11 protein-coding genes are annotated in these 16,374 nt (G+C 39.1%); 1 reads left to right on the forward strand and 10 read right to left on the reverse strand.

Annotated features, from left to right (window positions below; all coding sequences use genetic code 11):
• Nucleotides 1-182 precede the first annotated feature (182 nt).
• The 10 genes from HMPREF1210_RS10220 to HMPREF1210_RS10270 all read right to left on the reverse strand — a co-directional run bounded on the left by HMPREF1210_RS10220 (nt 183) and on the right by HMPREF1210_RS10270 (nt 15,111).
• Nucleotides 183-4,376, reverse strand: coding sequence for a S8 family serine peptidase (locus HMPREF1210_RS10220; protein WP_016428600.1), 4,194 nt, complete (start codon nt 4,374-4,376; stop codon nt 183-185).
• A 448-nt stretch (nt 4,377-4,824) separates the two neighbouring features.
• The gene (locus HMPREF1210_RS10225; RefSeq protein ID WP_016428601.1) at nt 4,825-5,484 is read right to left on the reverse strand and encodes a GTP pyrophosphokinase family protein; all 660 of its coding nucleotides are present in this window, start codon (nt 5,482-5,484) and stop codon (nt 4,825-4,827) included.
• Between the two features lie 366 nt (nt 5,485-5,850).
• On the reverse strand, nt 5,851-7,248 hold the full coding sequence (gnd, locus tag HMPREF1210_RS10235) for a decarboxylating NADP(+)-dependent phosphogluconate dehydrogenase (RefSeq protein WP_016428602.1): 1,398 nt from the start codon (nt 7,246-7,248) through the stop codon (nt 5,851-5,853).
• Nucleotides 7,249-7,266: 18 nt separating this feature from the next.
• Complete coding sequence (locus tag HMPREF1210_RS10240; protein ID WP_016428603.1) at nt 7,267-8,613, reverse strand: GntP family permease; 1,347 nt, start codon at nt 8,611-8,613, stop codon at nt 7,267-7,269.
• 18 nt (nt 8,614-8,631) lie between these two features.
• A complete protein-coding gene (gene gntK, locus HMPREF1210_RS10245) occupies nt 8,632-10,182 on the reverse strand; it encodes a gluconokinase (RefSeq protein WP_016428604.1) in 1,551 nt (516 codons plus the stop codon).
• On the reverse strand, nt 10,179-10,907 hold the full coding sequence (locus HMPREF1210_RS10250) for a GntR family transcriptional regulator (protein ID WP_016428605.1): 729 nt from the start codon (nt 10,905-10,907) through the stop codon (nt 10,179-10,181). Before HMPREF1210_RS10250 ends, gntK begins: the two co-directional genes overlap by 4 nt.
• 458 nt (nt 10,908-11,365) lie before the next feature.
• Complete coding sequence (locus HMPREF1210_RS10255; protein ID WP_016428606.1) at nt 11,366-12,373, reverse strand: iron ABC transporter permease; 1,008 nt, start codon at nt 12,371-12,373, stop codon at nt 11,366-11,368.
• Nucleotides 12,370-13,380, reverse strand: coding sequence for an iron ABC transporter permease (locus HMPREF1210_RS10260; RefSeq protein WP_016428607.1), 1,011 nt, complete (start codon nt 13,378-13,380; stop codon nt 12,370-12,372). Before HMPREF1210_RS10260 ends, HMPREF1210_RS10255 begins: the two co-directional genes overlap by 4 nt.
• Nucleotides 13,381-13,383: 3 nt before the next feature.
• Entirely contained in the window at nt 13,384-14,313 is a 930-nt protein-coding gene (locus HMPREF1210_RS10265) for an iron-hydroxamate ABC transporter substrate-binding protein (RefSeq protein ID WP_016428608.1), read from the reverse strand.
• Nucleotides 14,314-14,319: 6 nt separating this feature from the next.
• Nucleotides 14,320-15,111 (reverse strand): ABC transporter ATP-binding protein, encoded by a 792-nt coding sequence (locus HMPREF1210_RS10270; RefSeq protein ID WP_016428609.1) that lies wholly within the window; start codon nt 15,109-15,111, stop codon nt 14,320-14,322.
• Between the two features lie 161 nt (nt 15,112-15,272).
• Here HMPREF1210_RS10270 and HMPREF1210_RS10275 point away from each other — a divergent pair, with 161 nt between their 5' ends.
• Nucleotides 15,273-16,337: an NAD(P)/FAD-dependent oxidoreductase gene (locus tag HMPREF1210_RS10275; protein ID WP_016428610.1), complete on the forward strand. Its 1,065-nt coding sequence runs from the start codon at nt 15,273-15,275 to the stop codon at nt 16,335-16,337.
• The last annotated feature ends 37 nt before the right edge of the window (nt 16,338-16,374 follow it).

Consider the following 16,374-nt stretch of genomic DNA (forward strand, 5'->3'; position numbering starts at 1 on the left):
CGATTGTTGAAGACATTTAAAATGTACCCTTATGGAACTGATGCTTTTGGAACGCAGAGAGATTGATTTCAAAAGTAATAAAAAACCTTAACCCAATAAAATACAGGGCTAAGGTTTCTTAAAATCCTATTTTATTACTGTCTATTCTGGTTCTTCATTTGATTATAGAAACTAGCTTAGGATTATTTTAATCCTAACTGAATTAACACAGTATCTAATGTAGAACCTTTATACGAAGTTTTCGCTTTAGGTGCATTCGGAACTGTACTATTTTGTAATCCATAGTTTTTAATAAGAAGATCCATATCCTTTTTATCAACAACTCCATCGAAGTTCAAATCTGCACCTGATTTATTTGTTCCCCAATTTGTTTGTAGATATAATGCATCCATTATATCGATTACATTATCTTTATTTGCATCCCCAGCTTTAGCTCGAGCAAGTGCAGAACCATATCCATTTCCGATTGCTTCTCCTCGAACGTCATAAGATAGTACTAACGACTTATACATCGTAAAATGACCTGGTACATCTACTTTTAATGTAGAAGCATTTTTATCAGCTTTTATTCCATCTGCAATGTAGCTTCCATATTTGTTTTGTATTGGTGCCTCAATAACAGTTTTACCATCATAAGACGTTACAGTTACTTTTGCACCAAGTTTGGTTTGATCTAACGCGTAATTCTGTTGGCCTGTTAAAGGATCAGTCGTTCCTTCTAAATTCAAGGTACCCACTATCCTTGAATATGTGTTTTTCATTTTAACACTTTCCATACTAGTATATACATTATTTGTTACTACATTTGATTGATCAACTGTAGTTCCAGTCATTTCCATGTCAAACCAGTCGACAGAGAAATTTGTATTTGGCGTATAATGTTTAACTGTATTTAAATCGAAATTAACTAATTGCATATCTTCTGGTAATGCTTTATTTCCTAAATAGTTAAAAGTAATTGTATAAATCGTCTCAATATCATCAGATGTTGATGTTACAGATACTTGTGCATCCCCATATTGCTTAACTGCATCACTTACAACAACATTATTAATTGTAGCTAAGTCACCATTGTCTTTTGCTACTGGAATTGTAATCTTTGATGTTTTTAGGTTTTTAATATTATTCGAACGAATTGAATAATTTATAGTATCTCCGGTTGAAGCGACTTGTTTATTTGCTTTTAAGTAATAGTAAGGGTAAGTATTAGAAACAAAAGCTACCCTTAGCATTGACGTAGCATCTGAAGTAAAGTTTCTTGCAGCATCATAAGCATAAAACTGAACTTTTATAGGTTTCGTTCTTTTTTTAACTAAAATTTGATCATTGTAATTTCCCTTTTTATCAGTGTTAATTGGTAATGCTGAATATGCACTATCGTAAAATGAAACCACTGCATTGCTAGATTGATCAATTGGAATTCCAACACGATTAGCATCAGCCACTTCAGGATCATTTACATTAATATTGAAATCATATAAATATTCTCCATTTGAATCAAATTGACTGTCTTTATATTCAATAACCTTTTGATCTAACGAATCAAAGCTTGAAGACATTGTTGGTGCGCCTTTTTCATAGATGAAATCAGCTGATTTTGAGAATGTTTTCCCTTGATCATTTGTTCCAATCATTTTTAATTTATAGTTACCTGTTTTTGCATAAACATAATTACTGTTAATCGGATTTTTCGGATCACCAGTGAATGGGAAATAACCCCCTGTAAATGCATATGGAATCCCGTAAACTGTGTTTTCATTTACTCCAAAACCATTGAAAGTTCCAAGGTATCCAATATCTTCACCAGTTGTTGCATCTTGGACTACCACGTCAATAGTTTTCATGTGCGATCTTACTGAAAAACTAAATGACATGCCTGGAGCTGCTTGTTCTGGCCAACGTGTATCACCAGAATACATTGGATTAGCAATGGTTAGTGTATCAAAACCTTCACTTACTACACGACTACCAAATGGAATTTGATACGTTTCTGTTGGATCTTCTTTATTTGTAAATACTATATATCCTTCGTATGTTCCTTTTTCAGCTGTTTTTGGAATGTTTAATTCAAATTTAATTGATTTTTGACTAATTCCATTTAATTTAACTGAAGTTGGACCTGTTAAGGTCACTCCATTTTGAGCTGCATCTTTGGAACCTCTTAATCCTGTTTGGAATTTAACATTTACACTAAATGTTTTTGCTTGTTCACTTCTATTATTCACTGTAATCTTACGTGAATCATTAATATCTTGGTCATCAAATCCATATGAACCAAAACTGATTCCACCCGTTAATTCTTTGATTAACTTTTGTTTTCCATTGATACTTGTAGGTGTTTGATCTACTACTTCAAATTCAACATTCGAATGAATTGCTTCATATGCATCAACTCGTCCACTACCGATTTCAAATACACTATAATTTTTTGAAAGTGGATCAGCCGTATTCATTAAAATTGATTTAATGTCTTCAGGCTGGAGACTCTTATTGGATTGTAATAGTAATGCTGAAACACCTGCCACATAAGGTGTTGCCATCGATGTACCTGATAATCGTTGATAAGCATACTTGTAGTCTTCAGCTTTTGAACCATCAACAGTTTTATCATTTATATAAAATGGAACGGTTGAAAGGATTGATACTCCAGGTGCGACAACCTCTGGTTTAATATCATAATTTACACGAGAAGGACCTCTAGAACTAAATGGTGCTAACTCATCGGATGCTGTTTGTATCTTAGTAAAATCGCCAAATGTGAAATCAGTTTTACCAGTTTTTAATGCTTCCAAGATCGTTAATCCTTCTTCATTTGAAACAGAGAATGAAGGAATCGCATTAACTGATTCACCTAAAAAGGACTGAATTGCACCCTCGGCCTTGTTTGCTTCATCATTATACATGATAACGCCAGCAGCACCTTGTTCCTTGGCATACGCAATTTTAGAGTCCAATGTATAAACTCCTCGGCTCATGAGTACAAATTTCCCTTTTATGTCTTTTCCCGCATAACCCGTTGGATCTCCGAGCCCCACATCAACAAGTTGGAGAGTTTTTCCTTTTAATGTAGATAAATCATCTTTATAGTTTTTTGATAATTGTCTTAAATTGTAATTCTCCCCATTATGTGCACCTGCATATTGATAAATATCAATTGCAACAGATGATGCACCGACAGTTAACGCTAAGGCTGCAGCACCTGGTGAACCTAGCGTATAATTTTTATCGCCACTATTCCCCGCTGCAACAACGGTTGTTACTCCACTTAATACTGCATTGTTTACAGCAATTGAAGTTGCATATAATGGATCATTAAGTGAATTACCTAATGACATATTAATAACATCCATATCATCCTTCACAGCTCGATCGACAGCTGCAATTATGTCATCACTTTGTCCGCTGCCATATGGTCCAAGCACTCGGTACGCATAAATATCTGCTTCTGGTGCTGCTCCAATTGTTGTATACTCACTATCCGTTACTCCACGGCTTCCAATAATCCCAGCAACATGAGTACCATGTTCTGTGTAATAAACCGATGATCCATTAGATTCAGGTTTTCCTGATTTCTTCCAATCCGCATAAGTTGTTTCCATTGGATCATTATCATCATCGACAAAATCAAATCCGCCTTTATAGGCATCCTTTAAATCTGGATGGTTATAATCAATTCCAGTATCTAGAATACCGACTTTAATCCCTTTACCGGTATAGCCTTCTGCATGTAAACGGTTTAATCCATCATAAGGTGTATAATTTGCGATATTGAATTCATCTGCTTTTAATGGATCATTATCTTTTCCTTGAACAGGCGGATCAATCGTAAACGTTTCGTTACTCCAAACTGATTTGACAACTTTTGATTTTAATAGATTCTGAATTTGATTTGCAGGTAAACTCATTGAAACACCATTTAATGCATTTTTATATGAGCGATTAATCTTATAATTTACTTTTTTACTCTTTTCATCAACTAATACTTGTCCTAAATCTTTTTGAAATGTTTCATGATCTTGATCAACTAAATTTGATGCTTCAGAATCTGATAATTGTTGACCTTCTGATGCCGCTTCAATCTTAGCAACTTTTGCTGGTTTATTTGCAAACTCGACAATTACATGGGTTTGTTCCGTTGTCGTTAAATCAATATCAGAAGAAATTTGAAGACCTGTTGATTCATTTGTAGTCATTTGGTTAAGTGCTGCTCTTTGTTCTGGTGTTAAATTAGCAAGTAAATTTTCGGTATTCGAATAACTAACCGCTTTCGCAGTAGTTGGTACTTGTACAATAGAACTTAAAATAAAACTAGATGATAGAGCAAATACCGCTAAGTTTTTTAAAACCTTACTTTTATTGTTTGCTTTTTTCCCCATTTTCTTCCTCCAAGTATCTGTCTTTTTATTACATATGTAGTGAAATGATTTACGAAAAAATGATTCTAATAGGTTTTAAGAATTTATATAGAATTCATCTATTTTCATTGGGTTCATTACAATTACACACCTGTTATTATTAAGAATATTCGTAGTTATGTAAATTGGGGGAATATTGAATAAATAAATGATTCAATATACGTTTTTTTAATCAGTTTTTTAGTCATTAAGATGTAGTTATGCCCTATTATGTTATTTGTTTTGTCAAAACGATGAATGATGGGAATCTAAACTTGGGGGAATATTGTACAAAACTATTAAATACTGTTGATTTGGTATAAAATATTTTTTCAATACGATCTAGATTCTTAAGAACAATTAAAAACTATTATAGAAATAACAAAAAACAGAGAAAATCTATCAAGTAGATTTTCTCTGTTTTCATTATTTATCCATTTGAATCTGTTTCACTAGATAGTAGTTGAATTCTTAATTTAGACATCTCTTTGTCCAGTAACGAGGAAGCATTGGATAGCTCAATTAATTGTTTTTGAGCTTCTTCTGGTATCGATTCACCTTGATATTTATAGTTGAGTTTATGTTCTGTTGATGCCCAAAAATCCATAGCGGATGTTCGGATTTGGATTTCTGCGGGAACCCATATCACTTCATTAGATAAGATGACTTGCGTTTCTACAACAAGATGAAGGCTTTTGTAGCCACTCTTTTTAGGTTCTTTAATATAGTCTTTCACTCTAATCATACGAATATCTTCACGCTGCTCGATATGTTCCTTCAGCAAATATACATCCTCAATAAAGCTAGTGACAATTCGTACTCCAACAATATCTCGTATTTCTTGTTTAATGGATTCTTGAGTCAGCGGTATTTCTTTATTTTCAATCTTCTCAACCAATGACATAATAGTTTTCATGCGTGTTTTCATATGCTCAATGGGAGAGTATCCGTGTTTCGATTTCCATTCAAGATCAATAATATTGAAATCACTCTTCAACTCATATAATGCCATCTCATATGGGATGAAAAAGCCTTTCCAGTTTTTTATAACCGTTTGCACTAAATCGATCTTATGTATCTCTGGATACATATTAAACACCCCTTGATTAAAATCACACTTTATTATTCTGTCATCATATCACAGGTGGTTTGAATCGGAAAGATATATGAGAATGACTCGCCAGGGGATGAAAAGGCGACACTCCTGCGGGAATAGCGTTAGCAGAAGACCCCGCTGCGAAGCGAGGCGGCTGAGGCAACGCCCGCGGAAAGGGAGCCGTTTCAACGATTTTCTTATTTATTGGACAACCCCATCTGGCAATCGTCAATAAAATCGCTGGTTTGCTGATGATTCTCTTGGGTCTACTGTCAATCGGAGAATTAGCGAGTTGATTCAAAATATAGAAAAAGACGACTGAACAAAAAATTTCAGCCGTCTCTTGCATATTAAACTTATTTATTTCCAATTCGTGTGAAAAGAACCTTCCATATCCGTACGTTCATACGTATGTGCCCCGAAATAATCACGTTGTGCTTGTAATAAATTGGCGCTGGATTGTCCCGTTCGATAGCCATCATAGTAGGCGAGCGCTGCACTCAGTGCTGGGAAAGCCATGCCGGACACAGTGCTTTCAGCCAAAACTTTTCTCATACCTGTTTGATAGTCTTTCGTTTTTCCAACAAAGTATGGAGCAATCAATAAATTATCTGTCGTTGTCTGTTCTTCATACGCTTCACTGATTGTGTTTAAAAATTCAGCGCGAATAATGCAACCACCACGGAAAATAAGTGCGATATCTTTTAACGGCAAGTTCCAGTCATTCAGTACTGAAGTCATTTTATATTGGGCGAACCCTTGTGCATAAGCACAAATTTTCCCCATATATAATGCTTGTCTTACGTATTCAATCCACAATTCACGATCTAAATCTTCATTCGCCAGTTTAGGTCCAGCCAATATGGTTGAAGCATGAACTCTTTCCGCTTTCTGGTGGGAAATGTAGCGGGCAAATAGCGATTCCGCAATGATGGTAACAGGAATACCATGGTCGATAGCTTGCACGCTCGTCCATTTCCCTGTCCCTTTTTGTCCCGTTTTATCTAGAATCACATCCACAAGTGGCATACCTGTTTTTTCATCCACTTTTCTTAAAATATTCGACGTGATTTCAACCAGGTAGCTTTTTAATTCCCCATGGTTCCACGTTTCAAAGATATCCGCAATTTCGTCTAGAGGGATATGAAGTCTTTCTCTCAAGAAAGAATAAGCTTCCGCAATGAGCTGCATATCCGCATATTCAATACCGTTATGGACCATTTTCACAAAATGGCCAGCGCCTTTTGGACCCATATACGCACAACAAGGCGTTCCATCTACTTGCGCGGCAATTTTAGTCAGAACAGGTGCCACTTTTTCATACACTTCTTTATCTCCACCCGGCATGATAGAAGGACCTTTTAGTGCTCCTTCTTCACCACCAGAAACACCTATGCCTAAATAGTCGATTCCCTTGGACTTCAATTCATCATATCGGCGTGACGTGTCTTCGAAATGAGAATTCCCGCCGTCCATAATAATGTCTCCCGGTTCTAGATAAGGTACTAATGATTGAATGACAGAATCTACGATATCACCTGCAGTAACCATAAGAAACACTTTTCTTGGAGACTGCAGAGACTGAACAAATTCTTCTACACTATAATAGCCATTCACTTGTTCTGTTTCTTGCAAGAGTAAGTCTGTTAAATCTCTCGTATAGTTATAGACTGCTACCTTTTCACCTTTACTAGCCATGTTCAACGCGATGCTCTTACCCATTACACCCAGACCTAAAACACCAATCGTGTTGTTCATATCTAATCCAATCCCTTCTTATACGAATAAACTTAACAATAGAATGAATAGTAATCCCGATACCGAAATAATAGTCTCAAGCAATGTCCATGTTGCAAACGTTTCTTTTAACGTTAAACCGAAGAATTCTTTAAACATCCAGAAGCCAGCATCATTTACATGCGATGCTATTAAACTACCTGCACCAGTTGCTAGAACTACCAACGCTAAGTTGACGTCTGTTGCACCTAACATCGGAATAACCAAGCCTGCAGTAGTTAATGAAGCAACAGTTGCTGATCCTAAAGAAATACGCAAAATGGCAGCAATCACCCATGCAAGAATGATTGGGGAAAGTGTGCTGTCACTAAACAATTCCGCTACATAATCACCGACTCCACCATCAATCAACACTTGTTTAAACGCACCACCGCCACCGATAATCAGTAGCATCATTCCGATACTTGCAATGGCACTAGAGCATGAATCCATGATGGATTTCATCGGGATTTTGCGTGCCAATCCCATTGTATATACTGCTAGCAATAATGATAGAAGCATCGCTGTTGAAGCATTCCCAACAAAACGAACAGTTGCAAATATAGCGTTATCTTCAATGCCATTTGTTTTTTGCACCATTGTGATGACTGTTGCAATGGCCATTAGGATAACCGGGAACATAGCTGTGAATACACTGATTCCGAAACCAGGAGTTTCTTCAAGCTTAAATGTTTTTTGTTCACCAAGTGAGGCGATATCACCAGTTTTATTGAATGAGTTCGGTACGATTCGTCGGGCAATTTTCGTAAATATAGGTCCCGCAATAATTACAGTAGGGATCGCAATGATGAAGCCGTATAGCAATACTTCACCGATATTCGCTCCGTATTCACCGGCAATAACTGTCGGGCCCGGATGCGGCGGCAAGAAGCCGTGTGTTACGGATAACGCAGCTACCATCGGAATTCCCAAATGTAAAATGGACACTTTCAATTGCTTAGAAATTGAAAATACGATTGGAATTAATAACACTAATCCTACTTCGAAGAACAAAGCGACACCGATAATGAATGAAGCCACTACCACTGCCCATTGGATTCTTTTCTCCCCGAATTTATCAATCAGAGTCATCGCGATGCGTTGTGCACCGCCTGCATCAGCAATCAATCTTCCCAACATGGCACCAAGTCCAAATATCAATGCCAAATGACCAAGCGTACCGCCCAGTCCACCTTCAATGGATGCAACAATGCTATCAAGCGGCATACCTAAAGCTAATGCAACCCCAAATGCAACAATGATCAATGAAACGAATGTGTTCAATTTAAAGCCCATAATCAAAACAAGTAACGAGACAATCCCTATTGCAACAATAATTAACGGCATGACAATACCTCCATTTTCTTAGTTATTATTTTTTATTAACCTTCTTTGATACTTAGCGATACTTGAATATTCTTTTTCCAAAACTCTAGATAAATTAATAAATATGGGCAGCAGCTCTCTATATTCCTGTACATCGGATTCTATAGGAGTGTGCTCGAATGTACTGCCGATCATATCGGAAACTACATTAAATGAGTCAATTTTTCCTGTAGCATAAAGTCCTAAAATACAAGCCCCAAGACAAGAACTTTCATAACTTTCCGGAACAACAACTTCAAGATCGAATATGTCTGCCATCATTTGGCGCCAAACATCTGATCTTGCGAAACCACCAGTTGCCTGAATTCGAACGACAGGTTCATCCATCACTTCAAGCAATGCCAAAAATACGGTGTAAAGATTATAAATTACACCTTCCAGGGCAGCCCGAATCATATGTTCTTTTTTATGGGACATCGTCAGTCCGAAAAACGAACCTCTAACGTCAGGATTCCATAACGGTGCACGTTCACCTGCCAAGTATGGATGGAACAATAAACCATCTGCACCTGGTCTTACACGTTCTGCTATCTTGGTTAACACTTCATATGGATCAATGCCAAGTCTTTTCGCTGTCTCCACTTCTGCAGAGGCAAATTCATCTCTGATCCATCGAAGCACCATACCTCCATTATTTACAGGCCCGCCAATGACCCAATGTTTTTCAGTCAATGCGTAGCAGAATATGCGTCCCTTTTCATCTGTTTGTGGATGGTCAATGACCGTACGGATGGCTCCACTGGTACCGATTGTAACGGCCACTTCCCCTTTACCAATCGCATTCACACCTATGTTTGACAGCACTCCATCGCTTGCTCCAATGACAAATGATGTTTGAGGACTGATGCCAAGTTTTTTTGCCAGCTTCGGATTACAGTCACTGAAAATCTCGGTTGTCGGCACAAGTTCAGATAACTGGTCTGATGTAACGCCAGCGATTTGCAATGCCTCTTCATCCCAAGCCAGGTTTTTGAGATTCATCATCCCCATAGCCGAAGCCAATGAATGATCGACAACATATCGATTAAAGAACTTGTTGAAAACATATTCTTTGATGCCTATATATTTTTTCACTTTGGCCGCAAGCTCAGGATGATCATTCACAATCCAAGCAATCTTGCTCAATGGTGACATTGGGTGAATAGGCGTTCCTGTCCGTTTATAAACCTCATGGCCATTTAATTCTTGCTTTATTTTACGTGCCCAAGCCTCGCTACGGTTGTCCGCCCATGTGATGCACTGAGTAAGTGGCTGATCATTTTCATCAATCGCAATGACACTGTGCATCGCACTGCTGAACGAAATGAATAACAATTTATCCGGGGCAATCCGGGAAAGGCTCATGACATTGGAGATTGATTTTACGACTGCTTGAAATATTTCTTCAGGATCTTGTTCCGCAGTCGAAATATCCGGTGTATACAATGGATAACCGATATTCTCTTGTTGAACGATTTCACCTGATTCAGTAAATAAAACCGCTTTCGTACTCGTTGTCCCTATGTCCACACCTAGCATATAGTTAGTCATATATTTTGCTCCCTTTCTTTTGTGAGCATTTGTTGAGACATCCAAAGGTCTTCCACTTTCTCTTGAACATCCTCGAAGTTTTGATGCAACGCTTGAACCATGACATCCCGATCTTTAGTTTGAATCGCTTTTATATAAATATCGTGATTGTTTAAGACACGTGAATAGTCTTCAAACTTTTCTTCCATTCGCATGCGCATGGATAAAAGAATCAAACTTTCCATGACCGGTTTTGTATTGTTCCAAATCAACAGGATATAGGAATGGTTGATTGATCGAACAATCGTTTCATGGAATAACACGTCCTGGTAAGAGAACTCATCCGCATCTTTATACTTAATGGCAACTTCCATCATTTCACGTATTTTGCTAAGTTCCTTCACCAAAACAGTCGTATCTATTTTCAATATCCGTTCATATACAAATGTTTCAATCATTAGTCGAACGTCATATAGCTCTTTTATGTCCTTTTCTGCTAATCCAACGACAACAGCCCCCATCCGTTCGAGACGAATGATATTTTCCGATGCCAATATTTTAAGAGCCTCACGAATAGGCGAACGGCTCACATTAAATTCTGTAGCTAATTTGTTTTCCGAAAGTACGGTGGCAGGCTCAATAAGACCGGCAATTATTCTGATTCTTAGCTCACACGCTAACCGTACACCCATGGAAGCGTTTGCATTCCACTTTTCAGGATAGATAAATTTTTGTTTTTCACTCATTCGTACCTTCCTACTTCCACAACTGACATACTTGTATACAAGTATAGTAATGGACTTAAATGAAAATGTAAACGCTTTTACCTCATGTACTTTCTTCCATCGATAAAGGCTCAGTTTAACTTTATGGTTGATTCTTTATAAAAATTAAAGGGAATCGGCTCCCGTTCCACGGACGTACCAGGCAAGCCTCCTCTGGCCAACAGGATGTTGGTCACGAAGGCGTTGCCACAAAATTGCATTTTGCGACAAGTAACCGCAGGAGCGGCACTTTTGAAAAGTGAGACCCACAAGTATGTTGGTTTTCATACTTGTTGCCTCATGTGGAACGTGCGGCTAGCACATATGTACGATAAACAACCCTATCGTTTACCAGAGCCTAAATAAAAAAAGAGCTAGGGATTCACCCCAGCTCGACTTGTTCATTATGAATTTAAGGTTACTCTTAATTCACTTGGAAATCACTTTTTAGTTAGTAGGTAAATAAAATATGGTGCACCGATCAGTGCCACCATGACGCCTGCCGGAAGTCCATTCGGTTCAACAATATTGCGGCCGATTGTATCCGCAATGAGCAGGAGCCAGCCACCAATGAGTACGCATAGCGGTAGAAACAGCTGGTGTCTGGGACCAATAAGCGTACGTGCAATATGTGGTGCCATCAACCCGATGAACGAAATCCCTCCTGTTACAGAAACAGCTGATGCTGCAAGTGCCACAGCTGCAAGTGTTAGGACAATACGCTCTTTCTGAACGGACAGACCTACGCCAATTGCTACTGGTTCACCCAGCCCAAGGATGTTCAACCGGTTCGCTTTAATGATAGCAAACGGGATTAGTACGACCAACCATGGCAAAATTGCCAATACAAACGGCCAGTCCGTCCCCCAAATACCCCCGGCAAGCCAACGAGCAATGAAATCGACTTTAATTCGGTCAGCAGAAGAAATCAATACAATCATGGCACCTGACAATGCCATGGACATACCGACCCCTACCAATACTAGACGCACTGGTTGCATACCATTCGTACGGCTGTAAGAAAACGCATAAATAATTCCAGCTGTCAGCAAAGCACCGATGAAAGCAACGAAAGGCAATACATAAATAAATGCCCCCACCTCCACTGGGAAGTACAAAAAGAAAATAGCAACGGCAACCCCTGCTCCAGAATTGATGCCGATAATACCGGGATCCGCCAATTCATTGCGGGTAATCCCCTGCAACAACGCACCTGATAAGGCTAGCGCCATTCCCGCCAAAAGCGTAATGACTATCCGAGGCAGACGGACCGAGAAAAGAACGAATTCTTCTTTAAATTCCCCTTGTCCAAGAATTGTCGGAATGATTCGGTCGTAGGAAACGGACGAATAGCCGAGACCAAGACTGATGACCGCAGTGGTCACAATCAATATTGAAAAGACAATCAGCAATAACCGTTGTTTTCGAATAATGGATTTTTCGATCATGAGAAACTTTGCCCTCCTTTACGTACAATGTACAAGAAGAATGGCAAGCCCATAATGGCAACAACAGCCGCCACGGGAGTTTCATACGGAGCGTTAATTGTACGAGCGACGGTATCCGCGAGCAACATGAAAGCCGCTCCAAGTATGGCTGACATCGGAAGCACAAAGCGATAATCCGTACCGACTATTGCCCGCACAATATGAGGCACCATCAGCCCGAAGAATGCCAAATTGCCGACAAGTGCCACAGACGCGCCTGTCAAAATGATGACGAGTACAAACAATATGGACTTAATCAATCGGACACGTTGCCCGAGCCCAAGTGCCATTTCTTCACTCAGTGAAAGAATGGTTAATTGGCGTGAACACATCAAAGAAATGATAATCCCGACCAGAACAATTGGTGCAATTAACAACACTTGATTCCAAGTCGTTCCGACCATGCCACCTGCAGTCCACATGGAAACCTGTTGCGATATTTTAAAATATAAACCGACACCTTCAGCAATGGCATAGAGAAAAGCTGAAATGGTTGCTCCTGCAAGCACGATCCGTAAAGTTGTAAAGCCTTCTGGATGAAACGAGCTGAACCCGAATACGAGAATCGCTCCGACTGCCGCTCCTGCGAAACATGCGAGCATCACACCAAAATAATTAACAGTTGGCCAAAATGCCAACGTTATAGCAAGCGCCGCATTGGCACCGGCAGTCAATCCGAGTAAGCCTGGATCGGCAAGTGGGTTACGAGTCATCCCCTGAATAATAGCACCTGAAACGGCAAGAGCCGCGCCTATTAGGGCAGCGGCTACTTCTCGCGGAAAACGTATCTCCCGCAACATTATGGCTTGGTCATTCGGAGCACTTGATAGTAAGGCAGATAAAACATCTTTCACGCTTGTATCGGCCGCTCCGAAAACTAACGCCATGCCGAAAAGTACGATCATCAGAATCAAACTCATCCCCAGTTTAATTGAATAAGGAATGCGTTGAATCCGAAATTTGAACATGATTTAGTTCCCCAAGAAAGATTCTTTAAAGAATTCCAATTGATAATCCAGTGTCAAAGGATCGTTGAAGTAAAACTCCATTGCATCAACTGTATACATCTGGTTGTTTTTTACTGCCGGGATATTCTTGAATGTTTCTGTGCCTTCAAATGAGTTGTCTGCATCTTTATTTTTGCTGAAGATTAAATAGTCTCCAACATACTCAGGTAAAACTTCAGCAGATAATGCATAGTAACCATCTTTCAATGCCATTTCTTTTACTTTCTCAGGCATTCCCAGACCCATTTCCTGATAAAGGATTTCTGTACCGCGGCCCCAGTTGTCGCCGAATACATACAATTCTTTGTCAAAGCTTTCAATTACAGTGACAGTCGCATCTTCACCAATTTTCGCTTTGATTTCATCGCCTGCTTCTTGCGTACGTTTTTTGAAATCGTCTACCCAAGCTTGTGCTTCTTCTTCTTTATTAAGTAGTTTCCCTATTTCTACGTGCTGCGTTAAATAGTCAACCGCTCCATACGTAAAGGTAACAGTTGGTGCAATTTCATTCAGCTTGTCCACATTTTTGATATTAGAAAGACCGATAATTAAATCCGGTTCCATTTCAATGATTTTCTCCAGGTTTTCATCCGTTACTTCCTCAACGCCTTCAAGTTTTTCTTCAAAGCGTGGATTCATTTTTGACCAAGAGTCAACACCAACTAAAGGAACATCTAATGCCATGACATTACCTGCAAATGATGATAAAACTACGACACGTTGTGGGTCAGCAGGCACTTCAACAGGTCCGTTTTCGGATTCATACGTGATTGTTGATGGCTCTGAAGAGTCACCTTCTTTGGAAGATGATTTTCCTTCTTCTTTATTGCCGCCGCATGCAGCTAATACAAACATCACAAGTAGCGCTATGAATAGGTATGAGTATTTTTTCATTTTATGTCATTCTCCTCTTACTAAATTATAGGTAATACAAATCGGTTTTCCTGTACGTGGATCTTCGCCAATTTCAGCATCGATTTGAAACAGTTCGCGTAATACAGGTTTCGTGATAATTTCTTCACTGGGACCAGACTTCACGATTTTCCCAAACTTCATCCCGATAATGTAATCCGCAAAACGGGCAGCATGATTCAAATCATGCAACACCATCACAATGGTGCGTTTTTCCGTAACGTTCAACTGCTGCAACAATTCAAGAATCTCCAGTTGATGCGCCATATCCAGATAGGTTGTTGGTTCATCCAAAAAAATCATATCGGTTTCCTGAGCAAGGGCCAGGGCAATCCACACACGTTGACGCTGTCCACCCGAGAGTGAATCAACGGGATGTGACTTGAAGAATTTAGTTCCTGTAACTTCAAGTGCCCAGTCAATCATCTCCAAATCCTTTTTGGTCAAGCGGCCGAATCGATTCTGATGCGGAAATCGTCCATATGAAACCAATTCTCCAACAGTCAGTGCACCTGCACTTTCTGGAGTCTGAGGCAGTACTGCAATTTTCTGTGCAAGCCTTTTTGTGGGTTCTTTGACAATGCTTTCGCCGTCAAGAACAACGGAGCCTTTTTGATGAGGAATGATACGAGTCATTGCTTTTAATAAGGTGGATTTCCCACAGCCATTCGGACCGATAATGACAGTGATTTTTTCATCTGGTATGGAAACAGATAAGTTCTCAACAATTGTTCGATCACCATATCGGATTTGCAGTTCTTTTGCTTTTAGCCGAACCATTTTCAACCTCCTTTCACCAAATTATTTATATTTACTGATAACGATTATCAATATCATTTACAAACTAACTATAATAGGGTAAGCTAAGCCTGTCAATAGCACTATACTATATATAAAATTCGAAATCACACGATTTTACCTGTTGAGGAAGGATTGAAAAAATGAAGCATTTAGAAGAGTATGATGTAACCATCATTGGTGGAGGACCTGCAGGTTTATATGCCAGTTTTTACAGTGGACTTCGCGGACTAAAAACGAAAATTATTGAATTCCAACCTCAACTTGGCGGCAAAATTCATGTATATCCTGAAAAAATGATTTGGGATGTTGGCGGACACCCCCCACTGCCAGGAGCCATGTTAATCGATAAACTGGTTGAGCAAGGATTGACGTTTCAGCCAACCGTCGTGCTGAACACAAAAATTGTGGCCATCCATCAGAGGGCAGATCAATTATTCGAACTGATTACCGATAAGAATGAACAGCATTTATCCAAAACAATCATCGTCGCAACTGGAAGCGGTATCCTTACTCCACAAAAGCTTCAAATTGAAGGTGCTGACCGATTTGAAGTAAGTAACTTGAATTATACCATTAAGTCCTTGATGCACTTTAAAGATAAAAAGGTAATCATTTCAGGTGGAGGGAATTCAGCCATTGACTGGGCCAATGAACTCGCACCGATTGCCAAACAAGTCATCGTGGTCTGCAGAAAAGACGATTTCACGGGACATGAAGCACAGGTCACCAAGCTTTTGGAAAGTAATGCAATTTGCATATTCCAAACGTCCATATCTAAATTGATTGCTTCTACGGATAATTCTCGCATTGAAACGGTCGAATTAACAGATGCCATGACTGGTGAAAAACAATACTTGTCAGTGGATGAAATCGTTATTAACCATGGATTCGAACAAGATATCGCGTTGCTTGAAAATAGTTCTGTGAAAATGGAACTAGCAGATGGCTACTTTATCGCAGGAAGCGTGAACAGTGAATCCTCGATTCCAGGTATTTTTGCAGCTGGCGATATTTTGAAGCATGAAGGAAAACTTAACCTGATTGCAGGAACTTTCCACGACGCTGCGAATGCAGTAAATAAAGCAAAGAAATATATTGAACCTGAAGCGGATCAAATAGCCATGGTCTCTTCACACAATGATGTCTTTAAAGCACGCAATAAGGAACTTGTGAAAGAACTACTTAAAGAAAGTGTTCATTCATAAGTAGATGCTGAAAAAGGGGACTGAATAATATTCATTC

It is taken from the genome of Paenisporosarcina sp. HGH0030 (assembly GCF_000411295.1).
Taxonomy (GTDB): Bacteria; Bacillota; Bacilli; order Bacillales_A; family Planococcaceae; genus Paenisporosarcina.